The 25,076-nt window shown below is 72.7% G+C and carries 20 protein-coding genes and 1 riboswitch; of the genes, 13 read left to right on the forward strand and 7 right to left on the reverse strand.

What is annotated here, in order from left to right; translation table 11 throughout:
- The first annotated feature begins 95 nt into the window (after positions 1–95).
- Complete coding sequence (locus ACYUD3_RS00575) at positions 96–1,256, forward strand: citrate synthase/methylcitrate synthase (protein ID WP_470961658.1); 1,161 nt, start codon at positions 96–98, stop codon at positions 1,254–1,256.
- Between the two features lie 497 nt (positions 1,257–1,753).
- A complete protein-coding gene (locus ACYUD3_RS00580) occupies positions 1,754–1,990 on the forward strand; it encodes a hypothetical protein (protein ID WP_470961664.1) in 237 nt (78 codons plus the stop codon).
- Between the two features lie 173 nt (positions 1,991–2,163).
- Here the strand turns inward: ACYUD3_RS00580 and ACYUD3_RS00585 are convergent, their stop codons facing one another.
- Positions 2,164–2,682, reverse strand: coding sequence for a DUF6082 family protein (locus ACYUD3_RS00585; RefSeq protein WP_470961670.1), 519 nt, complete (start codon positions 2,680–2,682; stop codon positions 2,164–2,166).
- Between the two features lie 588 nt (positions 2,683–3,270).
- Between ACYUD3_RS00585 and ACYUD3_RS00590 the strand changes: the two genes are divergently transcribed.
- Complete coding sequence (locus ACYUD3_RS00590; RefSeq protein WP_470961674.1) at positions 3,271–4,398, forward strand: CobW family GTP-binding protein; 1,128 nt, start codon at positions 3,271–3,273, stop codon at positions 4,396–4,398.
- 17 nt (positions 4,399–4,415) lie between these two features.
- Here ACYUD3_RS00590 and ACYUD3_RS00595 read toward each other — a convergent pair whose 3' ends face one another.
- Positions 4,416–6,866 (reverse strand): DNA gyrase/topoisomerase IV subunit A, encoded by a 2,451-nt coding sequence (locus tag ACYUD3_RS00595; protein WP_470961677.1) that lies wholly within the window; start codon positions 6,864–6,866, stop codon positions 4,416–4,418.
- Positions 6,867–7,158: 292 nt separating this feature from the next.
- On the opposite strand from ACYUD3_RS00595, the gene ACYUD3_RS00600 reads away from it, so the two are divergent.
- The 4 genes from ACYUD3_RS00600 to ACYUD3_RS00615 all read left to right on the forward strand — a co-directional run bounded on the left by ACYUD3_RS00600 (position 7,159) and on the right by ACYUD3_RS00615 (position 11,952).
- A complete protein-coding gene (locus ACYUD3_RS00600) occupies positions 7,159–8,562 on the forward strand; it encodes a M16 family metallopeptidase (protein WP_470961680.1) in 1,404 nt (467 codons plus the stop codon).
- Positions 8,559–9,947 carry a M16 family metallopeptidase gene (locus ACYUD3_RS00605; RefSeq protein WP_470961683.1) on the forward strand — a complete coding sequence of 463 codons (1,389 nt, stop codon included), beginning with the start codon at positions 8,559–8,561 and terminating at the stop codon, positions 9,945–9,947. The genes ACYUD3_RS00600 and ACYUD3_RS00605 overlap by 4 nt, the downstream gene beginning before the upstream one ends.
- Before the next feature lie 220 nt (positions 9,948–10,167).
- Positions 10,168–10,323, forward strand: a riboswitch (cyclic di-AMP (ydaO/yuaA leader).
- Positions 10,324–10,337: 14 nt separating this feature from the next.
- Positions 10,338–11,081: a M23 family metallopeptidase gene (locus ACYUD3_RS00610; RefSeq protein WP_470961686.1), complete on the forward strand. Its 744-nt coding sequence runs from the start codon at positions 10,338–10,340 to the stop codon at positions 11,079–11,081.
- 184 nt (positions 11,082–11,265) lie between these two features.
- Positions 11,266–11,952: a GntR family transcriptional regulator gene (locus ACYUD3_RS00615; protein WP_470961689.1), complete on the forward strand. Its 687-nt coding sequence runs from the start codon at positions 11,266–11,268 to the stop codon at positions 11,950–11,952.
- 261 nt (positions 11,953–12,213) lie between these two features.
- Here the strand turns inward: ACYUD3_RS00615 and ACYUD3_RS00620 are convergent, their stop codons facing one another.
- Positions 12,214–12,495 (reverse strand): HPr family phosphocarrier protein, encoded by a 282-nt coding sequence (locus ACYUD3_RS00620; RefSeq protein ID WP_470961691.1) that lies wholly within the window; start codon positions 12,493–12,495, stop codon positions 12,214–12,216.
- Positions 12,496–12,681: 186 nt separating this feature from the next.
- Between ACYUD3_RS00620 and ACYUD3_RS00625 the strand changes: the two genes are divergently transcribed.
- The 4 genes from ACYUD3_RS00625 (at position 12,682) to ACYUD3_RS00640 (ending at position 18,053) form a co-directional block, all read left to right on the forward strand.
- Positions 12,682–15,483, forward strand: coding sequence for a bifunctional acetate--CoA ligase family protein/GNAT family N-acetyltransferase (locus tag ACYUD3_RS00625; protein ID WP_470961694.1), 2,802 nt, complete (start codon positions 12,682–12,684; stop codon positions 15,481–15,483).
- Between the two features lie 62 nt (positions 15,484–15,545).
- Entirely contained in the window at positions 15,546–16,127 is a 582-nt protein-coding gene (locus tag ACYUD3_RS00630; protein WP_470961697.1) for a DUF5998 family protein, read from the forward strand.
- The gene (locus ACYUD3_RS00635; RefSeq protein ID WP_470961700.1) at positions 16,127–17,317 is read left to right on the forward strand and encodes an alkaline phosphatase family protein; all 1,191 of its coding nucleotides are present in this window, start codon (positions 16,127–16,129) and stop codon (positions 17,315–17,317) included. The genes ACYUD3_RS00630 and ACYUD3_RS00635 overlap by 1 nt, the downstream gene beginning before the upstream one ends.
- Positions 17,318–17,405: 88 nt before the next feature.
- The gene (locus tag ACYUD3_RS00640) at positions 17,406–18,053 is read left to right on the forward strand and encodes a thymidine kinase (protein ID WP_470961703.1); all 648 of its coding nucleotides are present in this window, start codon (positions 17,406–17,408) and stop codon (positions 18,051–18,053) included.
- Positions 18,054–18,057: 4 nt separating this feature from the next.
- On the opposite strand, the gene ACYUD3_RS00645 is transcribed toward ACYUD3_RS00640, so the two are convergent.
- The gene (locus tag ACYUD3_RS00645) at positions 18,058–18,852 is read right to left on the reverse strand and encodes a VOC family protein (RefSeq protein ID WP_470961706.1); all 795 of its coding nucleotides are present in this window, start codon (positions 18,850–18,852) and stop codon (positions 18,058–18,060) included.
- A gap of 295 nt (positions 18,853–19,147) precedes the next feature.
- Here ACYUD3_RS00645 and ACYUD3_RS00650 point away from each other — a divergent pair, with 295 nt between their 5' ends.
- Positions 19,148–19,996 carry a sulfurtransferase gene (locus ACYUD3_RS00650; RefSeq protein ID WP_470961710.1) on the forward strand — a complete coding sequence of 283 codons (849 nt, stop codon included), beginning with the start codon at positions 19,148–19,150 and terminating at the stop codon, positions 19,994–19,996.
- Positions 19,997–20,170: 174 nt separating this feature from the next.
- Here the strand turns inward: ACYUD3_RS00650 and sepH are convergent, their stop codons facing one another.
- Positions 20,171–21,190 carry a septation protein SepH gene (sepH, locus tag ACYUD3_RS00655; RefSeq protein WP_470961713.1) on the reverse strand — a complete coding sequence of 340 codons (1,020 nt, stop codon included), beginning with the start codon at positions 21,188–21,190 and terminating at the stop codon, positions 20,171–20,173.
- Between the two features lie 501 nt (positions 21,191–21,691).
- Between sepH and ACYUD3_RS00660 the strand changes: the two genes are divergently transcribed.
- Positions 21,692–22,519, forward strand: a complete 828-nt coding sequence (locus ACYUD3_RS00660) for a hypothetical protein (protein WP_470961715.1) — start codon at positions 21,692–21,694, stop codon at positions 22,517–22,519.
- Here the strand turns inward: ACYUD3_RS00660 and ACYUD3_RS00665 are convergent.
- Both ACYUD3_RS00665 and ACYUD3_RS00670 read right to left on the reverse strand, forming a co-directional pair.
- Positions 22,443–23,762 (reverse strand): D-arabinono-1,4-lactone oxidase, encoded by a 1,320-nt coding sequence (locus ACYUD3_RS00665; RefSeq protein WP_470961718.1) that lies wholly within the window; start codon positions 23,760–23,762, stop codon positions 22,443–22,445. The genes ACYUD3_RS00660 and ACYUD3_RS00665 overlap by 77 nt on opposite strands.
- Positions 23,722–24,960, reverse strand: coding sequence for an MFS transporter (locus ACYUD3_RS00670; RefSeq protein WP_470961721.1), 1,239 nt, complete (start codon positions 24,958–24,960; stop codon positions 23,722–23,724). The genes ACYUD3_RS00665 and ACYUD3_RS00670 overlap by 41 nt, the downstream gene beginning before the upstream one ends.
- Positions 24,961–25,076 lie beyond the last annotated feature (116 nt).

Consider the following 25,076-nt stretch of genomic DNA (forward strand, 5'->3'; position numbering starts at 1 on the left):
ACCGTATCCGGGTTGACGACATATTGATTCAATCAATATTGACAGGGATTGAGTCAATAGTGGACAGTCGAAATCAAGTTCAGGGAGGCACATTCATGTCTGTCAACAGGTCCAGCGCCCCACGGGTCGACGTCCCGCGCGGACTCGCCGGCGTCGTCGTCACCGACACCCAGGTCGGCGACGTACGCGGCCTCGAAGGCTTCTACCGCTACCGCCAGTACTCGGCCGTCGACCTCGCGCAGACCCGCGGCTTCGAGGACGTCTGGCACCTCCTCGTCCACGGTGAACTCCCCGGCCCCGAGCGGTCCGAGGCCTTCGCCGCCGAGACCGCCGCGCTGCGCCGGCTGCCCGCCGAGGTGGCGGCCGTGCTCCCCGCCGTGGCCGCGGCCGGCGGCGGCCCGCTCGCCGGGATGCGGACCGGGCTGTCCCTGCTGGGAGCGGTCAAGGGGTTCCGGCCCGTGTACGACATCGACGCCGAACGGCGCCGCGCGGACACCGTCGTGGCGGCCGCCGCCGTCCCCACACTGCTCACCGCGCTGTACCGGCTGGGGCAGGGGCTCCAGCCGGTCGAGCCCCGGGAGGACCTGTCGTACGCCGCGAACTACCTGTACATGTTGACCGGAGAGGAGCCTGATCAACGTAAAGCGCGAGCCGTCGAGCAATACTTGATCTCAACCATTGATCACGGATTCAATGCATCAACCTTCACCGCGCGCGTCATCGCCTCCACCGGCGCCGACGTCGCGGCCTGCCTCGTCGGAGCCGTCGGCGCCCTCTCCGGCCCGCTGCACGGCGGAGCCCCCAGCCGTGCCCTGGACACCCTCGACGCCATCGGCACCCCCGACCGCATCGACCCCTGGATCAGGGAACACGTCCTCGCCGGCGAGCGCATCATGGGCTTCGGTCACGCCGTCTACCGCACCGAGGACCCCCGGTCCCGCATGCTCCGCGAGACCGCCCAGAGCTTCGGCGGCGCCCGCGTCGAGTTCGCCGTAGAGGTCGAGCGCCAGGTCGAGGCGATCCTCGCCGAGCTCAAGCCCGGCCGCGAGCTCCACACCAATGTCGAGTTCTACGCCGGCGTCGTCATGGAACTCTGCGGTCTGCCCCGCGAGATGTTCACGCCCACCTTTACCGCCGCGCGTACCGTCGGCTGGAGCGCCAACATCCTTGAGCAGGCGGAGGATTCGAAAATCATCCGTCCGTCGGCGCGGTACGTGGGGCCTGTGGCGCCGGTTGCGGTGCCGCTCGCGAGCTGAGTCCGGTTGAGTCGAACTGGGCTGAGCCGGAGGGCGGGGGCGGGCAGGCAGGGCCGGGGTGAGGCCGACTGAAGCAGCCCGAGGGCGGCTGAACCAGGCCGAGTTCCGGCTGGACCCGGCCGAGCCTCGCTGAACCGGGCCGAGCCAAGCCCAGGCGAGCCGGTCCAGCTAGGCCAAGTCCGGCTGAACCAAGTCCAGCTGGGCCAAGCTGAACTGAGCGATCGTCAACTGCACTCACGGGCACGGACGTTCGGGCCGCAACCCCGCCCAGCCGCCCCCACCGGCCCCGTCAAGCCCTTCGCCCAAACCTCACCCGTTCGCCGACCGCATTCGCCCCACCCCGCTCCGGCCCAGTGGATATCTTGGCCTCGCCCGCTCCGGGCGCTCCGGCGACCACCCTTGCGCGCGGAGAGCGCACTCCGACGCACCACCACGAACCACCGCGGCCGACATCGGAGGGCAGTCCATCCCTCTGATCCACAAGGCGGTATCCATCCGTGAAGATCGTGCGACGTGTCGGGGCGTCCCCCCGGGAGCGCGGCAGCACCACCGGGCAGACCTGCCCCGATATCTTCGAGCTCAGCAACGGCGACTTCGCCGTCATCGGGCGTGAGGCGACCGAGGAACTCGACCCCGGGCTGCCGTCGGACGCCGCACGAGCGGACTACGAGCGGATCGTCGTCATCACGCGCGAGACCCTGCTGCGCGCCAAGCAGGACATCCCGGACGCCTGAACCGGCGCTCCGCTGCCTGAACCGGCGTCTCGCCAGGCTGACGCTCCGCCGCCCTAACGCCTGAACCGCTGCCCCGGCTGACACCCGGGGCACAAGGCCAAGCACCGCCCGCCCAGCGCCACTTGAAGCTCCAGTTCACCCGGGCTCACTTCAGCTCCCGGCCCACCCGGAGTTCACTTCGGCTCCTCGGGCGGCGCCCCCAACTCCTCGGGCGGCGCCCCCACCACCCACCACTCATCCCCGTCAACATCGTCCATATCCCGAATCAACCCATCCGTCATCCGCCCCAGAAGAAACTCCTCCGACGCCTCAGGAAGACTCTTCCGGTGATGCCGGGTCGCCTCCCAGTACTCACGGAACACCTGGTTGCGGCACAGCACCCGCAGATGCCCGTACAGCTCCGCGCGGTTGAGCGCGCCGATCCGATAGAAGTACAGGTTGTTGACGTAGAGCGCGTTGGCGAAGAGGAACTGGCGCTGTTTGTCGGGCGGGACGTCGGACTCGTAGGTGTCCAGGACCTCCGCCAGCCGGGGATCGTCCATCGCCTTGCACAGCAGGTCGAAGGAGAGCCGGTGCTGCTCGGTCAGGGCGGCCCGGCGGCGCCGGCCGGCGCGCGGCAGCCCGAGGGCGGCCGTGAGTCTCACCCGCGCGGCCGATGCGAACCCGCGTACCCGTGCGCGATGTGCGGCCATGTCAACCCCCGGTCCAGGCGGCCGTGCGCCGGTCGGCGGGGCGGGGGCGGTGTGACGGGACCGGCGGGCGGTGGGCGGCACCCCCGCATCCCAGGGTGCCGAGCGGCTCCGGCCCCCGGGGAGGCGGAGAGGCGGCGCACAGAAGGAAGCGAGGGTCGCACACTCCGGCGCTCACACCCGGCGCCCACGCTCACGCCTGGCACCCAAGCCCACGTCCAGCGCCCACGCTCACACCTGGTGCCTACGCCCATGCCGGCACCCAAGCCCCCGTCCAGCACCCATGCCGCCGCCCAAGCCCCCGCCCAGCGCCCATACCCCCGCTCACCGTCCCCGCCCAGCACTCACACCCCCACCCCGGCAGCCACGCCCCGCGCGGACACTCCCCGGCGCCCACGCCCGACGCCCGCCCGCCGCCGCCCACCTCACCGCGCCCCGCCCCGCCCGCCACAGCCCCCTCACCCCACCCCGACCCGCCGCCCCCTAGCCCCCTCCCCCTGACCCCCCGCCCGTATCCTGGGCCGCGTTCAGATCCCCGTCCGTGCCCGGCCCCTGAACCGGCGTACGCGTAGGCGTGAAAGAGGTCGTACGGTGCCGCAGGGCCGTCCTTTGCAGCAGATCCCCGTCGTCGTGCTCGCCGGATTCCTCGGCTCGGGCAAGACGACGTTGCTCAACCATCTGCTGCACCGCAGCGGCGGCAGCCGGATCGGCGCGATCGTCAACGACTTCGGGGCCGTCGAGATCGACGCCATGGCGGTGGCCGGCGCGCTCGGCGACTCCACGGTCTCCCTCGGCAACGGCTGCCTGTGCTGCGCGGTGGACGCGAGCGAACTCGACACGTACCTGGAGCGGCTCGCGGCCCCCGAGGTCGGCATCGACGTCATCGTCATCGAGGCCAGCGGTCTCGCCGAGCCCGGCGAACTCGTCCGGATGGTCCTGGCGAGCGAGCACCCGGCCATCGTCTACGGCGGTCTCGTCGAGGTCGTCGACGCGGCCGAGTTCGACGCCACGCGCGTGAAGCACCCCGAGATCGACCGCCACCTCGGCCTCGCCGACCTGGTCGTCGTCAACAAGCTCGACCGCGCGGCCGACCGGGAACGAAGCCTCGCGCTCGTTCGTTCCCTGGCCGGGAGTGCGGCCGTCGTACCGGCCACCTACGGCCGCGTCGACCCGGAGTTCCTCTTCGACTGCCGCCCGAGCGAAGAGCGCGTGGGCCAGCTGTCGTTCGACGATCTGCACCGCCACGACGAGGACCACGCGGACCATCTGCACACCGCCTACGACAGCCTCTCCCACGTCACCTGCACCCCGCTGGACCCCCGCCGCCTCATGGACTTCCTCGACCGCCGCTCCGAGGGGCTGTACCGGATCAAGGGGTACGTCGACTTCGGTCCGTACGACGTCCGCAACCGCTACGAGGTGCACGCCGTCGGCCGCTTCCTGCGCTTCGTCCCGCAGCCCTGGGCGCCAGGGGAGGACCGCCTCACCCAGCTCGTGCTGATCGGCTCCGGCATCGACCGCCAGGCCCTGGACAAGGCCCTCCAGGCGTGCGAGGACGCCGCCCTGGAGGCCGACGAGCGCGGCATGTGGGGGGTCCTGCGGTACGTCCGCGACCCGGAGGAGCCCGAAGCGCCCGAAGACCCCGTGTACGACGAAGAGGCCGACCCCGGGGAGGAGTTCCCCGGAGCCGGCCTCCCTGAGGACGCCGACGAGGCATAGAGCCCCCTGAGGCTCCCTTAGATCGGCCCCGCCATCACCGCCACCGTCTTCGCCAGCGAGACCCCCGACCCGTCCCGGCGCGGATCCATCTCCGGCAGCTCGGCGGGCAGCCCGTTCTTCTGCGCCGCCCGCGCGGGAGTCGCCCCGGCCCAGGCGAACGACAGGCAGTCCTCGCCCTTCAGGTACCGCTGGCAGCGCACCCCGCCGGTGGCCCGCCCCTTGCGCGGGTACTGGTCGAACGGCGTCAGCTTGGCCGTCGTCTGCACGGAGTCGTCCAGGGTGCCGCGCGAGCCCGCGACGGTGAACACCACCGCGTCCACGGCCGGGTCGACCGCGGTGAACGAGATGACCTTCGCGCCGTCCGTCAGCTTGATGCCCGCCATACCGCCCGCGGGACGGCCCTGGGGACGCACCTGGGAGGCCTGGTAGCGCAGCAACTGCGCGTCGTCCGTGATGAAGACCAGGTCCTCCTCGCCCGTGCGCAGCTCGATCGCGCCGACGATCCGGTCGCCCTCCTTGAGGGTGATGACCTCCAACTCCTCCTTGTTGGTGGGGTAGTCGGGCACCACCCGTTTGACGACGCCCTGTTCGGTGCCGATCGCGAGCCCCGGGGAGGACTCGTCGAGCGTGATCAGGCAGACGACGCTCTCGCCGTCCGTCAGCGACACGAACTCCGTCAGCGGCGCCCCGCCCGCGAGGGTGGGCGCGGCGGCCGTCTCGGGCAGCTGGGGCAGGTCGACCACGTTGATCCGCAGCAGCCGCCCCAGGGACGTCACCGCGCCGATCTCGCCGCGCGCGGTGGCGGGCACCGCGGAGACGACCACGTCGTGCTTCGCGCGCGGGGCGTCGTCCACGGCGAACGGACCGCCGTTGGCCGTCCGCGCGAGCAGCCCTGTGGACGACAGGAGCACCCGGCAGGGGTCGTCGGCGACCTGGAGCGGTACGGCGGACGCGGTGGCGCCGGAGGCCTCCAGAAGGACCGTGCGCCGCTCGGTGCCGAACTTCTTGGCGACCGCGGCGAGTTCGTTCGAGACCAGCTTGCGCAGCTCGGAGTCGGACTCCAGGATGCGGGTCAGCTCGGCGATCTCCGCGTTGAGCCGCTCCTTCTCGGCCTCCAGCTCGATCCGGTCGAACCGGGTGAGGCGGCGCAGCGGGGTGTCCAGGATGTACTGGGTCTGGATCTCCGACAGCGAGAAGCGCTCCATCAGGCGCTCCTTGGCCTGCGCGCTGTTGTCGCTGGAGCGGATCAGCCGGATGACCTCGTCGATGTCGACGAGCGCGGTGAGCAGGCCCTCCACCAGGTGCAGCCGGTCACGGCGCTTGGTGCGGCGGTACTCGCTGCGGCGGCGCACGACCGTGAAGCGGTGGTCGAGGTAGACCTCCAGGAGCTCCTTCAGGCCCAGCGTGAGCGGCTGGCCGTCCACCAGCGCCACGTTGTTGATGCCGAAGGACTCCTCCATGGGCGTCAGCTTGTAGAGCTGCTCCAGGACCGCCTCGGGCACGAAGCCGTTCTTGATCTCGATGACCAGACGCAGGCCGTGCGCACGGTCCGTCAGGTCCTTGACGTCGGCGATGCCCTGGATCTTCTTGGACCCCACCAGGTCCTTGATCTTGGCGATGACCTTCTCGGGGCCGACGGCGAAGGGCAGTTCGGTGACGACGAGGCCCTTGCGGCGGGCCGTGACGGTGTCGACCGAGACGGTGGCCCGGATCCTGAACGTGCCGCGGCCCGACTCGTAGGCGTCCCGGACACCGCCGAGGCCGACGATGCGCCCGCCCGTGGGCAGATCGGGGCCCGGGACGAACTTCATCAGGGTGTCCAGGTCCGCGTTCGGAAAGCGGATCAGATGCCGCGCGGCGGCGACGACTTCGCCCAGGTTGTGCGGCGGCATGTTCGTCGCCATGCCGACCGCGATGCCCGAGGAGCCGTTGACCAGGAGGTTGGGGAAGGCGGCGGGCAGCGCCACCGGCTCCTGCTCCTGGCCGTCGTAGTTGGGCGCGAAGTCGACCGTGTCCTCGTCGATCGACTCCGTCATCAGGCTCGTCGCCTCGGCCTGGCGGCACTCCGTGTACCGCATCGCGGCGGGCGGGTCGTCGTTGCCCAGCGAACCGAAGTTGCCATGGCCGTCGACGAGAGGCACGCGCATGGAGAACGGCTGCGCCATGCGCACCAGGGCGTCGTAGATCGACGAGTCGCCATGGGGGTGCAGCTTGCCCATGACCTCGCCCACCACGCGGGCGCACTTGACGTAGCCGCGGTCGGGGCGCAGGCCCATCTCGTTCATCTGGTAGACGATGCGGCGGTGCACCGGCTTCAGGCCGTCGCGGGCGTCGGGCAGGGCGCGGGAGTAGATGACCGAGTAGGCGTACTCAAGGAAGGAGCCCTGCATCTCGTCGACGACGTCGATGTCGAGGATGCGCTCCTCGAAGTCGTCGGGCGGTGGGGTCTTCGTACTGCGGCGGGCCATCGCTGCCGGCTCCTCATTTCTGGTCGCTCGGGGTCGGGCGCTGACGGATCTTAGAGTTCAGACGCTGACCATTGTGGACCGCGGCACTGACAACGCGGCCGAGGCCCGGCATCGGCGGGCCCGGCCCGACGGGAGTGAACAGCCCGTCCGCGGCTGCCCGCAGGCTACGCGATCCGCTCTCGGCGTACGCGAACCGGGAACTTCGACCGCCCCGCGCACGCTTGCATACAGTGACAGGACCGGTTACAGACATCGCGGTTCGACGACCGCGTCCGCGAGCGAAGGGACGTACATGCCCATGGGTCACACGGCCACAGCCCAGGCAGGCTCCGGGGGCCTGACAGCGACCGAGCACCGCTTGGCCAACGGCCTGCGCGTGGTGCTCTCCGAGGACCATCTGACCCCCGTCGCGGCGGTGTGCCTGTGGTACGACGTCGGCTCGCGCCACGAAGTCAAGGGCCGTACGGGTCTGGCTCACCTTTTCGAGCACCTGATGTTCCAGGGCTCCGCCCAGGTGAAGGGCAACGGCCACTTCGAGCTGGTGCAGGGCGCGGGCGGTTCGCTCAACGGCACGACGAGCTTCGAGCGCACCAACTACTTCGAGACCATGCCCGCCCACCAGTTGGAGCTCGCGCTCTGGCTGGAGGCCGACCGTATGGGCTCCCTCCTCACCGCCCTGGACGAGGAGTCGATGGAGAACCAGCGCGACGTCGTCAAGAACGAACGCCGCCAGCGCTACGACAACGTCCCCTACGGCACCTCCTTCGAGCGCCTGGCCGCCCTCGCCTACCCGGGCGACCACCCCTACCACCACACGCCCATCGGCTCGATGGCCGACCTGGACGCGGCGACCCTGGAGGACGCGCGCGCGTTCTTCCGGACGTACTACGCGCCGGGCAACGCGGTGCTGTCCGTGGTCGGCGACATCGACCCCGCGCAGACCCTCGCGTGGGTGGAGAAGTACTTCGGCTCCATCCCGGCGCACGACGGCAAGCCCGCCCCGCGCGACGGCTCGCTGCCGGAGACCATGGGCGGGCAGCTGCGCGAGGTCGTCGAGGAGGAGGTCCCCGCGCGGGCGCTGATGGCCGCCTACCGCCTCCCCGAGGACGGCACCCGCGCGGGCGACGCCGCCGACCTGGCGCTCACCGTCCTGGGCGGCGGCGAGTCCTCCCGCCTGTACAACCGCCTGGTGCGGCGCGACCGTACGGCCGTCGCGGCCGGCTTCGGGCTGCTGCGGCTGGCCGGGGCGCCGTCCCTGGGCTGGCTGGACGTCAAGGCGTCCGGCGACGTGGAGATCCCGGCCGTCGAGGCCGCCATCGACGAGGAGCTGGCCCGCTTCGCCGAAGAGGGCCCCACCGCCGAGGAGATGGAGCGCGCCCAGGCGCAGCTGGAGCGCGAGTGGCTGGACCGGCTCGGCACGGTCGCGGGCCGCGCGGACGAACTGTGCCGCTTCGCCGTCCTGTTCGGCGACCCGCAGCTCGCCCTGACCGCCGTACAGCGTGTCCTGGACATCACCCCCGAGGAGGTGCGGGAGGTCGCCCAGGCCCGCCTGCGCCCCGACAACCGCGCGGTGCTCGTCTACGAACCCCTCGCCCCCGAGCGGGCCGAGGACGCCGACGTGCCCGAAGACCCCGAGGCCGAGGCGACCGTGACGGCCGGCGGCGCCACCGACGAGAACGAGGAGGCGGCCAAGTGAGCGAGACGGCCACCATGGACTTCCACCCCCAGCCGCAGGCCGGCGAGGCCAGGCCCTGGGCGTTCCCCGCCCCCGGACGCGCCGCGCTGGACAACGGCCTGACGGTCCTGCACTGCCACCGCCCCGGCCAGCAGGTCGTCGCCGTGGAGATCCTCCTGGACGCGCCTTTGGACGCCGAGCCGGCCGGTCTGGACGGTGTCGCCACGATCATGGCGCGCGCCTTCTCCGAGGGCACCGACCGGCACTCCGCCGAGGAGTTCGCCGCCGAGCTGGAGCGCGCGGGCGCCACCCTCGACGCGCACGCCGACCACCCCGGGGTCCGGCTCAGCCTGGAGGTCCCCGCCTCCCGGCTCGCCAAGGGCCTCGGCCTGCTCGCCGACGCCCTGCGCGCGCCCGCGTTCGAGGCCGGCGAGATCGAGCGGCTCGTGGGCAACCGGCTCGACGAGATCCCGCACGAGCTCGCCAACCCCTCCCGGCGCGCCGCCAAGGAGCTCTCCAAGGAGCTGTTCCCGGCCGGCTCGCGCATGTCGCGCCCGCGCCAGGGCACCGAGGAGACCGTCGCCAAGATCGACGCGGCGGCCGTACGCGCCTTCTACGACCGGCACGTGCGCCCCTCGACGGCCACCGCGGTCGTCGTCGGCGACCTGACCGGCATCGACCTCGCGGCGCTGCTCGGCGAGACCCTGGGCGCCTGGACGGGCACCCCGGGCGAGCCCCGCCCCGTGCCGCCGGTCACCGCGGACGACACCGGGCGCGTCGTCATCGTCGACCGCCCCGGAGCCGTCCAGACACAGCTGCTGATCGGCCGGATCGGGCCCGACCGGCACGACCGCGTGTGGTCGGCCCAGGTGCTCGGCACGTACTGCCTGGGCGGCACGCTCACCTCCCGGCTGGACGCCGTCCTGCGGGAGGAGAAGGGCTACACCTACGGGGTGCGCGCCTTCGGGCAGGTCATGCGCTCCGCCCCGGACGGCTCGGGCGCGTCCATGCTCGCCATCAGCGGCTCCGTCGACACCCCGAACACCGGGCCCGCGCTGGGCGACCTGTGGACCGTGCTGCGCACCCTGGCCGAGGGCGGACTGACCGACGCCGAGCGGGACTTCGCGGTGCAGAACCTCGTCGGCGTCGCCCCGCTGAAGTACGAGACGGCCGCCGCCGTCGCGGGCACGCTCGCCGACCAGGTCGAGCAGTACCTGCCCGACGACTACCAGGCGACCCTCTACCGCCAGCTGGCGGCCACCGGCACCGTGGAGGCCACCGCCGCGGCCGTCGCCGCCTTCCCGGTCGACCGCCTGGTGACCGTCCTCGTGGGCGACGCCGCCCAGATCCGCGAGGAGGTCGAGGCCCTGGGCATCGGCCCGGTGAAGGTCGTACCGGCGGAGTAGGCGTACGAGGGCACGCGCGCGTGGGTGAGCCTTTGGGGGTTCACCCGCGCGCGCGTTCCCGCACGGCGGCTCCCTTTACAGATGTCCGTATTGGTGTGAACCCTGCCCCTCTGCCCTGTGGCATGTTTAACAAATCCCGGTGTCCGCTTGGGGAACCGAGGGGCCCCGCTCTAGCGTCGTCCGGGCTGTTCGTCAGGCAGTGCGCCGCAGCCGCGGCACCGGACAGCGATCGCCGAGTCCCCCTACGGCGCGAGCCAGGGGAGCCGGGGACCCACCGTCCCTGGGGTGAATCGGGCGCCCTCCCAAGGGGAGCCCGTAGGAGACCTTCCTGCTCCGAACCCGTCAGCTAACCCGGTAGGCGAGAGGGAAGGAAAGGACGAACACGACCCTATGGCGTTCACCTGCGCCACCACCGGGAAGCACCGCAGGCCCGGCCGGATGCAGCGCACGACCGCCCGCGCGGCGGGCATAGCGGCGCTCACCACCAGCGGCGTCATGGCGAGCGTGGCCTCCCCGGCCCTCGCCGCCGACACCTCCCTCGAACACACCGGCCTGATCCCCGTGGTCACCGTCGGGGACGACGTCGCCGAGCAGATCGACGACCAGGCCGCCGCGCAGAAGCAGGCCGCCCAGGAGGAGGCCGCGCGGCAGCGGGCCGCCGCCGAGGCGAAGGCCGCGCGCGAGGCCGAGGCCCGCGCCGCCCGCGAGGCCGAGCGCGCCCGCCTGAACGCCTTCGTCATCCCCGTCACCGGCTCCTACGTGTCGACCGGCTACCGCGCGAGCAGCTCCCTGTGGTCGTCCGGCAGCCACACCGGCATCGACTTCCACGCGGCGACCGGGACGACCGTCCACGCGGTGGGCTACGGCACGGTCGTCGAGGCCGGCTGGGGCGGCTCCTACGGCAACCAGATCGTCCTGCGCATGAACGACGGCACGTACACCCAGTACGGCCACCTGTCGTCGATCACGGTGTCCGTCGGCCAGAGCGTCACCCCGGGGCAGCGGATCGGCCTCTCGGGCGCCACCGGCAACGTCACCGGACCGCACCTGCACTTCGAGGCCCGCACGAGCCCCGAGTACGGCTCGGACATCGACCCGGTCGCGTACTTGCGCGGCCACGGCGTCACCGTCTGACGTTCTGCGCGAAACCGTCCAGCCCCGGCCCTTCCGGCCGGGGCTTTCGGCGTTTCGGGCGCCCGCTGTCCAAAAAATATCCATGGATTCCGGCTCGCCATCGGAAATTCCCGCTGATTGCAATAGAGTCACGGAACAGACGTCGAATGGACGGCGTTTCACGGGGTTAATGCGGAGGTCGGTCATGCGTATTCCGGCGCACTCGGTGTGCACGGCCATCCGGGACGACATCGTCGCGGGTGTCTACGAGCGCGGCAGCCGTCTCACCGAGGAACTCCTCGCCCGCCGCTACGGCGTCAGCCGCGTCCCCGTGCGCGAGGCGCTGCGCACCCTGGAGGCCGAGGGCTTCGTCGTGACCCGCCGCCACGCGGGCGCGTGCGTGGCCGAGCCGACCGAGCAGGAGGCCGCCGACCTCCTGGAGATGCGGCTGCTCCTGGAGCCCCTCGGGGCCGCGCGGGCCGCCCAGCGGCGCACGGAGGCCCACCTGAAGGTGCTGCGCGGGCTCGTCCGGCTGGGCCAGGAGCGCGCCAGGAGGGGCAACAGCGAGGATCTGCGCTCCCTGGGCGGCTGGTTCCACGAGACGCTCGCCCAGGCCTGCGCCAGCCACACCCTGACCGCGACGCTGACCCAGCTGCGCCACAAGATCGCCTGGATGTACGCCGTGGAGGCGCCCGTGAGCCCCGTGGAGGCCTGGGCGGAGCACGGCGCGATCGTGGACGCCGTCGCGCGCGGGGACGCCGAGCGGGCCCGCGCGATCACCGCGCTGCACACCGAGCGCTCGACCGCCGCGCACCGGCTGCGGTTGCCCGGGGCCGACGGCCGTGTGAGGACTTCGCAACACGCCGTAAACATGTCCGGCCTGCGTCATTAACACGGGCGCCGTATACAAAGAAGAGATATTCGGCGGAGGTGTATTTCCGTCGGCCTTTTCGGTGCGCGCCGTGAATTCATCGGGTGCGCTCCTGCGGTGTGCTTCCGCGCACTCCGAATCCTTTGCGGGGCAAATCATCCGGGAAAGGGTCCGGGAGGTTTCGTGAAGCTCGGGGAAACGGCGAAGCCGCGCCGCCCGGACGGGCTGACGCGGCTTCACGCACGCACGCGCGGGCTGAACGCCTCCCGCGCGGGTGATGGCTCACACGGTCTCGGGAAGCTCCTCAAGACCCTCGGCGACCAGCTTGGCCAGCCGGTCCAGCGCCGCGTCCGCGCCCTCGGCGTCGGAGGCCAGGACGACCTCTTCGCCACCCTGGGCGCCGAGGCCGAGGACGGCCAGCATGGAGGCGGCGTTGACCGGGTTGCCGCCCGCCTTGGCGATCGTCACCGGGACGCCTGAGGCCGTGGCGGCCCGGACGAAGAGGGAGGCGGGGCGGGCGTGAAGGCCCTCCGCCCAGCCGATGTTGACGCGGCGCTCAGCCATGTGTTGCTGCCCTTCAGTGTCTCAGGGTTGTCTAGACCATTTTTCCACACGTGAGACGTCCCCGGAGGATCGACAGACCCTTCCGGGACGGCTGCCGGGCCGCGGCCTCGGACCGGCTCCACCGTGTGACGTCCTTCCCCAGACTGCCTCGCGCCGTTGTCGGACGCGAGCCGTACGCTGGGCCCCATGCGAAGCGCCGAGGAGCGGCACGAGTACCCCGCCCACTGGGAAGCCGACGTGGTGCTGCGCGACGGCGGCACCGCGCGCGTACGGCCCATCACCGTCGACGACGCGACCCGCCTGGTCAGCTTCTACGAGCAGGTGTCGGACGAGTCGAAGTACTACCGCTTCTTCGCGCCCTACCCGCGCCTGTCGGCCAAGGACGTCCACCGCTTCACGCACCACGACTTCGTGGACCGGGTGGGACTCGCCGCCACCGTCGGCGGAGAGTTCATCGCAACCGTACGCTACGACCGCATCGGCCCCGACGGCATGCCCGCCTCGGCCCCCGCCGACGAGGCCGAGGTCGCCTTCCTCGTCCAGGACGCCCACCAGGGCCGCGGCGTCGCCTCCGCCCTCCTGGAGCACATCGCGGCCGTCGCCCGCGAGCGCGGCATCCGCCGCTTCGCCGCCGAGGTGCTCCCCGCCAACAGCAAGATGATCAAGGTGTTCACGGACGCCGGGTACACCCAGAAGCGCAGCTTCGAGGACGGTGTCGTCCGCCTGGAGTTCGGCCTCGAACCCACCGAACGCTCCCTCGCCGTCCAGCGCGCCCGCGAACAGCGCGCCGAGGCCCGCTCCGTGCGCCGCCTGCTCGCGCCCGGCTCCGTCGCTGTCATCGGCGCCGGACGCGCCCCCGGAGGCGTCGGCCGCGCCGTCCTCGGCAACCTGCGCGCCGCGGGCTTCCAGGGCGCCCTGCACGCCGTCAACAAGGCCTTCCCCGACGACCTCAAGGAGCTCGACGGCGTCCCGGCCCACCGCTCCGTGCGCGACATCGAGGGCCCCGTCGACCTCGCCGTCGTCGCCGTCCCCGCCGACGACGTCCCCGAGGCCGTCACCGAGTGCGGCGAACACGGCGTGCAGGGACTGGTCGTCGTCTCCGCCGGGTACGCCGAGAGCGGGCCCGAAGGGCGCGAGCGCCAGCGGGAACTCGTGCGCCACGCGCGCGCGTACGGGATGCGCATCATCGGCCCCAACGCGTTCGGCGTCATCAACACCTCACCCGAGGTACGGCTCAACGCCTCCCTCGCCCCCGAGACGCCCCGCCACGGCCGCATCGGCCTGTTCGCCCAGTCCGGCGCCATCGGCGTCGCCCTCCTGTCCCGGCTGCACCGCCGGGGCGGCGGCGTCACCGGGGTGACAGGGGTGTCCACCTTCGTCTCCTCAGGCAACCGCGCGGACGTCTCCGGCAACGACGTCCTCCAGTACTGGTACGACGACCCCGACACCGACGTCGTCCTCATGTACCTGGAGTCCATCGGCAACCCCCGCAAGTTCACCCGCCTCGCCCGGCGGACCGCGGCGGCCAAGCCCCTGGTCGTCGTCCAGAGCGCCGGATCGGCCCCCCAAGGGCACGCCGTGCGCGCCACCCGGCTGCCGCCGGCCACCGTCTCCGCGCTGCTGCGCCAGGCCGGCGTCCTGCGCGTGGGCACCATCACCGAACTCGTCGACACCGGCCTCCTGCTCGCCCGCCAGCCCCTGCCCGCGGGCCCGCGCGTGGCCATCGTCGGCAACTCCGAGTCCCTGGGCCTGCTCACCTACGACGCCTGCCTCGCCGAGGGCCTGCGCCCGGCGCCCCCGCTCGACCTGACGACCGCCGCGAGCGCCGAGGACTTCCGCCGAGCCCTCACGCGCGTGCTGGCCGACGAAAGCTGCGACGCCGTTGTCGTCACCGCCATCCCGGCCATCGGCGAGACCTCCACCGGTGACGCCGAACTCGCCGAGGCCCTCAGCTCCGCGGCGGCGGCCGCCCCGGCCAAGCCCGTCCTCGTCGTCCACGTCGAACTCGGCGGCCTCGCCGAAGCCTTGTCCGCCGCCACCAGCACCGCCCCCGCGCGCGCGACGGCCCCCGAGGCCGCCGTACCGCCCCACGCGCGAGTGGAGGACGCCCCCGCGCGGGACGCCGTCCGGCTCATCCCCGCCTACCCCGCCGCCGAACGCGCCGTACGCGCGCTGGCCGAGGCCGTCACCTACGCGCGCTGGCGCCGGGAGGCCGCCGACCCCGGGAAGGTGCCCGAGTACGAGGACATCGACGAGAAGGGCGCCGCCAGGATGATCGGCACACTCCTCGCGCGCGGGCAGGGCCTCACCCTCGGCACCGAGGAGACCTGCGACCTGCTCGGCCGCTACGGCATCACCGTGCGCCGCGCGCTGCCCGCCCCCACCCCCGAGGACGCCGTACGGGCCGCGCACACCCTGGGCTACCCCGTCGCCCTCAAGGCGACCGCCCCGCACCTCAGACACCGCGCCGACCTCGGCGGCGTCCGCCTCGACCTCACGGACGAGGAACAACTCAGGCGCGCCTACGGCGAGTTGACCGACCTGTTCGGGACGCCGCTGGAACTGCGCCCCGTCGTCCAGGCGATGGCCCCGCGCGGGGTCGACACCGTCGTCCGCGCGGGCTACGACCCGGCCGCCGGAGCCGTGCTCTCCTTCGGCCTCGCCGGAGCCGCCTCCCAGCTCCTCGGCGACATGGCGCACCGCCTGATACCCGTCACGGACCGGGACGCCACCTCCCTGGTCCGCTCGATCCGCACCGCCCCCCTGCTGTTCGGCTGGCGCGGCTCCACCCCCGTCGACACCCCGGCGCTGGAGGAACTCCTGCTGCGCGTCTCCCGGCTGGCCGACGACCACCCCGAGATCGTCGCCATCACCCTGGAACCCGTCGTCGTCGCCCCGCACGGCCTCAGCGTCCTCGGCGCCTCCGTCCGCCTCGCCCCGCCGCCCGCCCGCGACGACCTCGGCCCGCGCACCCTGCCCGCCTACTGAGCGTCCTCCCGGCCTCACCCATCGGGTGCCTCGCTGTCAGTGGGCCCCCGTAAGATGAGGGCATGGCCAAGACCAGTACGACGACCCAGGGGCTGCGCGCGGCGATCGAGCGCAGCGGCTACTACCCGGCCCTCGTTGCCGAGGCGGTGGAGGCCGCGGTGGGCGGCGAGCCGATCCGGTCGTACCTGGTCCACCAGGAGACCACGTTCGACCAGAACGAGGTGCGCCGGCACGTCACGGTCCTGGTGCTCACCGGCAACCGCTTCATCGTCAGCCACACCGACGAGCAGGCCGCCGACTCCACCTCGCCCACCCCGTACGCCACGACCTCCACCGAGTCCGTGAAGCTCGGCCGGATCTCCTCCGTCGTCGTCAGCCGGGTCGTCGCCAACCCCGAGTCGTACGCGCCCGGCACGCTCCCGCGCGAGGTCGTCCTCACCATCGGCTGGGGCGCCGTCTCCCGCATCGACCTGGAGCCCGCCGCCTGCGGAGACCCCAACTGCGACGCCGACCACGGCTACACGGGCAACTCGACCGCCGACGACCTCAGCCTGCGCGTCAGCGAGGCGGGCGACGGCCCCGAGACCGTGCGCCAGGCGCTCGCCTTCGCGCAGTCCCTCTCCGAGGCGACCGCGGCCCTCTGATGTCTCAGCTCGCCCCGTGGGACCACCCCGAGCCCCTGCCCCTCGACACCGCCCCCGTCCCGCGCTACGGCACGGGCTCCCTCGCCGACCTGCTGCCCACCCTGGCCGCCGGACTCGGCGTCCCGGGCCTTGACGCCACGATCCCCGAACTCGCCCCGGCCGACCGCGTGTGCGTCTTCCTGGTCGACGGCCTGGGCTGGGAGCAGATCAAGGACCACCGCGACGAGGCGCCCTACCTGCACAGCCTGCTGGCGTCCTCGCGCGGGGGCAGCGGCCGGCCGATCACCGCGGGTTTCCCGGCGACCACCGCGACCTCCCTGGCCTCCGTCGGCACCGGACTGCCCCCGGGCGCCCACGGCCTGCCCGGGTACACCGTGCGCGACCCCGGCACCGGCGAGCTGATGAACCAGCTGCGCTGGCAGCCCTGGACCGACCCGCACGCCTGGCAGCCGTACCCGACGGTCTTCCAGCGGGCCGACGCCGCGGGCGTGCACACCGCGCAGGTCTCCTCGCCCGCCTTCCAGCAGACCCCGCTGACCAAGATCGCGCTCAGCGGCGGGACGTTCCACGGCCGGCTCTCCGCCGACGAGCGCATGGACCTCGCCGCCGCCGAACTGGCCGCCGGGGACCGCGCGTTGGTCTACACGTACTACGCCGAGCTCGACGGCGCCGGCCACCGCTACGGCGTCGCCTCCGACACCTGGCGCGGCCAGCTCATGCACGTCGACCGCCTCGTCCAGCGCCTCGCCGAGCAACTCCCGCCGCGCAGCGCCCTGTACGTCACCGCCGACCACGGCATGGTCGACATCCCCTTCGACGAACAGCACCGCATCGACTTCGACGAGGACTGGGAGCTGCGCGCGGGCGTCGCCCTCCTCGGCGGCGAGGGCCGCGCGCGGCACGTCTACGCGGTGCCCGGCGCCGAGAACGACGTCCTCACCTGCTGGCGCGAGGTCCTGGGCGAGCAGTTCTGGATCGCCTCGCGCGAAGAGGCGATCGCCGCGGGCTGGTTCGGCCCCGACGTCGACGCGCGCGTGCGCGGGAGGCTCGGCGACGTCATCGCGGCGGCGCGGGACGACGTCCTGATCATCGCCTCGGAGCGGGAGCCCAAGGAGTCCGCGATGGTCGGCAACCACGGCTCGATGACCCCGGCCGAGCAGCTCGTCCCTCTGCTCGAAGTACGCTCCTGACCGTTCCTGTCTGCTCGTGACCGTTCCTTCGGCCTTGTCCGCTGACCGTTCCCGACCGTTCCTCCCGCCGAAAGGTGCTCTCCTCCCCATGCCCGAGCTGGTGTTCTTCTCCGGAACCATGGACTGCGGGAAGTCGACCCTGGCGCTCCAGATAGAGCACAACCGCTCGGCCCGCGGCCTCACCGGCCTGATCTTCAGCCGCGACGACCGCGCGGGCAGCGGCAAGCTGTCCTCGCGCCTCGGCCTCGTCACCGACGCCGTCGAGGTCGTCGACGGCCAGGACCTGTACGCCTATCTGGTCGACCACCTCTCCCAGGGCGCCCGCGCCGACTACGTCATCGCCGACGAGGCGCAGTTCCTCGCCGAGGAGCAGATCGACCAGCTCGCGCGCGTGGTCGACGACCTGGGCCTCGACGTCTACGCCTTCGGCATCACCACCGACTTCCGCTCCAAGCTCTTCCCCGGCTCCCAGCGCCTCGTCGAACTCGCCGACCGCGTCGAGGTCCTCCAGGTCGAGGCCCTGTGCTGGTGCGGCGCCCGCGCCACCCACAACGCCCGCACCGTCGGCGGCGTCATGGTCGTCGAGGGCGCCCAGGTCGTCGTCGGCGACGTCAACCAGGCCGACACCGTCGGCTACGAGGTCCTGTGCCGCCGCCATCATCGCCGCCGCATGACCGCGGCCACGGCGAAGGCGGCGCCCCTCTCCCCGGACGTGCTGCCCGTCCAGCCCGTCTGACGCCTCAGACGGCCCGCTGCTGGAGCAGCGCGAACCGGGCGCCCTCCGGGTCCGCCGCGGTCGCCGTACGGCCCTGAGGGGCCTCGCGGGGCAGCGTGAGCGTGTGCCCGCCGAGCGCGTTGACCCGCTCCAGGGCCGCGTCGACGTCCGCGACCGCGAAGTACGTCAGCCAGTGCGGACCCCGGTCCCGGGGCAGCGCCGAGCCCAGGCCGTGCAGCGCGGCCACCGGACGGCCGTCCAGCCGCAGCGTCACCACGTCGCCCGCGGGCTCGGGCGTGTAGCCGAACAGCGTCTCGTAGAACTTGACCACGCCCTCCGTGTCGTAGGTCAGCAGCTCGTACCAGACCGGGGTGCCCGGCACCCCGCTGACCGCGATGCCCAGATGGGCGTCCGCCTGCCACAGCCCCAGGACCGCCCCCGACGGGTCGGAGCCGATCGCGAGCCGCCCGGCGTCGGCGGCGTCCAGGGGACCCACCCCGACGGTCCCGCCGCAGTGGCGCACCGACCCCGCGGTCTCGTCCACGTCGTCCGCGGCGAAGTACGGCGTCCAGGCGACGGGCAGATGACGGTCCGCCGGGAGCTGTCCGACGCCGGCGACCTCCCGGCCGTCGAGCAACGCGCGCGCGTAGGGGCCCAGTTGCCGCGGGCCGGGCCGGAACTCCCAGCCGAACAGCTCGCTGTAGAACTCCTGGGTCGCGTCCAGCCCGTGCACCATCAGGCTCACCCAGCAGGGCGTCCCGGGCGCGTACCGTCCGCGTGTCCCGCCGTCCCGGTCGGCGAAACCCCGTGCCTCGGTCATCGTCACTCTCTCCTCGGCCCGCCATGGTGGGCCGCGTCGCTTCCGCCCTGAACCCCCGTGCCGATGCTCGCACCCCCCGCGCGGCCACGCGCCCCGGGCGCGCCGCCGCGCGCGGGCCGTGACCGGCCGGAGCCGGAGCCGCGGTTGCCTGTCCGTTTCGCCATGATTGCCGTCGTGTGCCGACCTGGTGTACGCGGTGTGTCCGCCCCCGTACACCTGGTGATCAGGCCTGTCCGGCGGAGGACATTAGCCGGACCGGGCCTGGGCGGCCACCCTGTGCGCGAGGATGGGCGCCATGAACGCCATCATTTCCGCACCCGCCCTCGCGCGTGAACTGGCCGGAAACCGCCCGCCGGTGGTCCTCGACGTCCGCTGGCAGCTCAGCGTCCCGGGCTCCGGGCAGCCGCGTTTCGACGGCCGCGCGGCGCACGCCGAAGGGCACGTCCCGGGCGCCGTCTTCGTCGACCTCGACCGGGAGCTGGCAGGCGCCGCGGGCGCGGCCGGCCGCCATCCCCTGCCCGACCTCGGGGAGTTCGGCGCGGCCATGCGCAAGGCGGGCGTCTCGGCGGACGTCCCCGTGGTCGTGTACGACGGCGGCCAGGGCTGGGCCGCCGCGCGCGCGTGGTGGCTGCTGCGCTGGACGGGTCACCCGGACGTGCGGGTCCTCGACGGCGGGTTGCCGTCCTGGGAGGGGGAGATCTCGGCCGACGTACCCGCGCCCGCGGAAGGCGACTTCACGCCGGTCCCCGGGGCGGCCGGCCTGCTCGACGCGGACGGGGCCGCCGCCCTCGCCCGCTCCGGAGTGCTCTTCGACGCGCGCGCGGGGGAGCGCTACCGGGGTGACGTCGAGCCCATCGACCGGGTCGGCGGCCACATCCCCGGCGCGGTCTCGGCGCCCACCACGGAGACCGTCGGACCCGACGGCCGCTTCCTGCCCGCGCAGACCCTCCAGGGCCGCTTCAAGACCCTGGGCGCCGCTGAGGGCACCGAGGTCGGGGTGTACTGCGGTTCGGGCGTCTCCGGGGCGCACGAGGTCCTGGCCCTGGCGGTCGCGGGCATCGACGCGGCGCTGTACGTGGGCTCCTGGTCGGAGTGGTCCTCGGACCCGTCCCGTCCGGTGGCGGTGGGGGCGGAGCCGCAGTAGGACGGGGCTGTTTGCGGACTCCGGCGCGTGCGCGGCTCTCACCAGGGGCGCCGCGCACGGCTGTTGACGCGGTGCTCGCCGTCGGCCACGCGCGCGGGCGTCCCGGCGCCGCATCCACGCGCGCGGGGTGCCCCCGGATCGCATCTACGCGCGCGGGCGCCTCGTACCGCCCTGCTACTCCTGCTTCTTGCGCCGCGTCCCGAAGACGATCTCGTCCCAGCTGGGTACGGCCGCGCGGCGGCCGGGGCGGACGCCGTCGGCCTCGGCCTGGCGGTCGGTGGCGCCGGTGAGGCGGTCGCGGTGGCTGCCGACGGAGCGCGGCATGAGCACGTCGGCGTAGGCGGAGCCGGCGGACGCGGCGGGCGCCGGGGGCTCCTCGGCCTCGGCCTCCTGCTCGCCCTCCTCGACGCCGTCCTCCGCCACCCGCTCGGGGACGACCATGTCGCCCCGGAAGCTCGGCACGGCCTCCAGCAGGCTGGTCAGCGAGTCCCGTTCGCCCGCCTCCTCGGTCTCCTCGTCCGGCCGGTCGGCGGGCGCGGGGCGCTCGCGGTCCAGCGGCCGGTCGCGGGGCAGCCGCGCGATACGGGGCACGAACGGGAAACTGGGCTCGGGCGCGGCCAGGTCGTCGGACTCGCCGATCAGGGAGCGCGCCTCCGCGTCGACGGCCTGGACGAGCCGCCGGGGCGGGTCGTACGTCCAGCTCGCCGCGTGCGGCTCACCGGCGACCCGGTAGACCAGCATGACCTCCCAGGTGCCGTCGTCACGGCGCCAGGAGTCCCACTGGACGGTGTCCTTCTCGGCGCCGCGCAGCAGCAGCCGCTCCTGGACGGCCTCGCCGAGCTGGGGGCCCGCGTTCTCACCGGGGCGGCGTACAGGGGTCTTGCGGGCGCGCTCGGCCATGAAGGCGCGCTCGGCGAGGACAGGGCCCTCGAAGCGGCGGACCCGGTCGACGGGGATGCCCGCGAGCTGCGCGACCTCTTCCGCCGTGGCACCCGCGCGTATGCGCGCCTGGATGTCGCGGGGCCGCAGATGGCTCTCGACCTCGATCTCGATCTGGCCGAGGCGGGGGCGGTCGCCGCGCACGGCGGCACGCAGCCGCTCGTCGATGGGGAGGGTGTACTCCGTCGCGTCGGCAGCTTTGAGCACCAGCCGTGTACCGTCATTCGAGACGGCCACGACACGCAGTTCGGGCATGGGGACCTCCCGGGTGGTGCCTGCCGACGTCACGTGCGTCGCTGCTTCCGCTAGACGAGTGTGGCCTGCCCGGGTGCAGCCTGCCACAACCTTGCCGAGTTGCCCGGCGTGTCGGGCACGGGCCCTGGATCGCCGTTATGGCACGGTTACCTATTCGCCACGCTAAGTGACTGAGCCTGTCACCCTGTGCAACTAGTTCCCCTCCTGGCGGTCCAGCAAGGCCCCGGACACCCCGAAGGGAGGCCGGGCCCAGGGCTCGCAACAGTACTCCATTTGGGCCACGTGCGTGGATTGCCGCGCCTCTAACTTCCGACGAGATGGGGGAGTTGGTCGCCGATTCCCGCAATCCGGGGATCTTGAAGGTGGCGTACTTCACGCATCACCCGTAATCGGAACTATCGGTTTCATCCCGACGTCACCTTGATGTGTGGAACACGGATCAATAGATCGGTAACCCGTCAACTGTTGATCATGTACGGGAAAGGCAGGCAAGGTTCCGGGATGCGCGAAAGGCCCGATGTCGTCGACGTGTTGAACGATTCCGAGGAGGTGAAGAAGAGGAAGCGGCCCGACCTCAGCGTCCCCCAGGTCGCCGGCAGCGCGCTGGCCGCCGTGGTCGCCGCCAAACTCGCCTCGTCCTTCGGGGTGTACGGCACCATCCTGGGCGCCGGTGTCGTCAGCGTGATCGCCACCTGCGGCGGCTCGCTCCTCCAGCACTTCTTCAGCCGCACCGGCGAGCAGCTGCGCGAGTCGAGCGTCCCGCCGGCCGCCCCGGTGGCCGCCGCGCCCCGGCCGCACGCTCCGGCGGACCCGCCGCCCGCGCCGGGGGAGTACTCGGCGGGCACGGTCCACCGCGCGCGGGGCATCCGCTGGAGGCGCCCGCTGATCGCCGCCGCCCTCGTCTTCGGCGTCACCATGGGCGGCATCACGACCTACGAACTGGCCTCCGGCACCGCCTTCAGCGGCGGTTCCGGCACGACCGTCAGCGACGCGGTCAAGGGCGGCGGCACCTCGTCCACCCCGTCGTCCCCCAGGCCCTCGGCGCCCGGCGGGGGCGGCCAGGGCGCCGCACCCTCGCAGGAGGGCTCCCCGGCGGCGGACGGCGGCGGTACGGCGGACACGGGCGGCACGGCGGGTACGGCGGCCCCCGGCGCGACCCCGTCGCCCTCCCCGAGCGGCACCCCGGCCGGGAGCGGCACGGCCGCGGGGAGCGGGGCCGGGGAGAGTGCGGCCCCCTCGCCAGGCACGTCCGCTACTGACCCAGCACCCTCCGCAGATAGTCGTTCTGGAACAGCCGGCCCGGGTCCAACCGGTCCCGCAGCGCCGTGAACTCGCCGAAGCGCGGGTACACGCGCGCGAAGTACTCCGCGTCCCGCGTGTGCACCTTCCCCCAGTGCGGGCGCCCCTCGTACGCGGTGAAGATCCGCTCGGCGGCCGTGAAGTACCCCTGGTAGGCCGTGCCGCGCACCATGTGGGCGGCGACGTAGGCGCTGTCGCGGCCGGACGCGGTGGACAGCGCGATGTCGTCCGCCGGGGCCGTGCGCACCTCCACGGGGAAGCTGACGCGCAGTCCGGAGCGGTCGACCACTGCCTTCAGCTCGCGCAGCACCTCGGTGACGGCCTCGCGCGGGACGGCGTACTCCATCTCCACGAACCGCACCCGGCGCGGGGAGGTGAACACGCGGAAGGGGATGTCCGTGTAGCTGCGCGCGGACAGGGCCCTGCTGGAGACCTGGGCGATCGCCGGGACCGTCGCGGGCACCGCCTGGCCGACCCACTGGGCCGCCTGGAAGACGCCGTTGGAGAGGAACTCGTCGTCCAGCCAGGCCCTCGCCCGGCCGACCGGCCGGCGCGGGCCCGCGCTGCGGTTGTTGCGCTTGGTGTTGGTGTTCCCGGTGTGCGGGAACCAGTAGAACTCGAAGTGCTCGTTCTCCGCCCAGAGCTGGTCGAAGTCGGCGAGGACCTTCTCCAGCGGCATGGGCTCCTCGCGCGCGCTGAGCAGGAAGAGCGGCTCCACGGCGAACGTGATCGCCGTGACGACGCCCAGGGCGCCCAGGCCGATCCGGGCGGCGGCGAAGACGTCCGCGTTGCGCTCCGCGGAGCAGGTCAGAACCGAGCCGTCGGCCGTGACCAGCTCAAGTCCCTTGATCTGGGCGGCGATCGAGGCCGACTCGCGGCCCGTGCCGTGCGTGCCGGTGCTGGTGGCGCCGGAGACGGTCTGCTCCATGATGTCGCCCATGTTGGTGAGCGACAGGCCCTCGCGCGCGAGAGCCATGTTGAGTCTCTTGAGCGGAGTGCCGGCCTCAACAGTGACAGTCATGGCATCGCGGTCAATATTGCGTATACCGGTCAACAGTTGAGGGCGTATCAATACTCCGTCGGTCGCCGCGATCGACGTGAAGGAGTGCCCCGATCCGACGGCCTTCACCTTCAGGCCGTCCTCCGCGGCCTGCCGCAGCGCCGCCGCCAGCTCCTCCACGGACGCGGGCTCCACCTCCCGCGCGGGACGGGCGACGACATTCCCGCCCCAGTTACGCCACGTGCCGCTCTTCCCGCTCAGTGTGCTGCTCAACGGTGCCTCCCCGACCCGTAGCCGGCCTGCTGAGCCGGCGGTACCCCAGGAAACCGACCGCGACCGCGACGGCCCCGGCGACCGCAGGGACCCCGTACCCGGCGCGGGCCCCGGCGGCGTCGATCACCCAGCCGGCCACCGAGGAGCCGAGCGCGACCCCGACCGCGAGCCCGGTGCTGATCCAGGTCATGCCCTCGGTCAACTGCGCGCGTGGTACGTGCTCTTCGATGAGGTACATCGTCGTGATCATCGTGGGTGCGATGGACAGGCCCGCGACGAAGAGCGCCACGGCCAGAAACGGCAAGTTCCCGACCAGTAGGAGGGGGATCATACTCACGGCCATCGCGCATATGCCCAGCAGCCAACGCCTTTGCGGGGCACCGGAGAAGCGCATCAGCCCGAAGACCAGACCGGCCACACAGGAGCCGGCCGCGTACACCGCGAGGACGACACTGGCCGCGCTCTTGTGGCCCTGCTCGTCCGCGAACGCCACGGTCACCACGTCCACCGCCCCGAAGATCGTCCCGGTCGCCACGAACGTGCTCACCAGGACCCGCAGTCCGCGCGAGCGCAGTGCCGTCCCCCCGCCGCTTCGCGCGCGCGGGTGCGGCGCCGGCTCGGTGGCCTTCTGCGCGGTCAGCCAGAAGACGCCGACCGCGAGGAAACAGGCCGCCAGCAGCGGCCCCGCCTCCGGGAACCAGGCCGTGGACAGGCCGATGGAGATGATCGGCCCGAAGATGAAGCACATCTCGTCCACCACGGACTCGAAGGAGTACGCGGTGTGCAGCTGCGGCGTGCCCCGGTACAGCGCGGCCCACCGCGCGCGGATCATCGCGCCCAGGCTCGGCACCGCGCCGATGCCCGCCGCGCACACGAACAGCGTCCAGTCCGGCCAGCGGAAGTGCGCGGCCAGCAGCATCCCGGCCGACGCGACGAGCGCGACCAGGGTCGCCGGGCGCAGCACCCTGCGCTGGCCGTGCCGGTCCACCAGCCGGGAGACCTGGGGCCCCAGGAGCGCGACGGCCAGCGCGATGGTCGCCGACAGGGCGCCCGCGAGGCCGTAGCGGCCGGTCAGCTGGGAGATCATCGTGACCACGCCGATGCCCATCATCGACAGCGGCATCCGGCCGAGGAACCCCGCGGCGGCGAAGCCCTTGGTGCCGGGGGCGGCGAACAGGGCGCGGTAGGGGCTGGGCAAGGCGGGCTCCGGTCAGGGACGGGGCCGCACGCGCGCGGGTCGGCTCGGCGCGGTGCGGACGGTGCGGCTCTTCGGGGGGCGGGGCTCGAAGCGGTGTCCAGGGTGGCGCGCCAGAG

This window comes from Streptomyces sp. AMJ-169 (assembly GCF_055597585.1).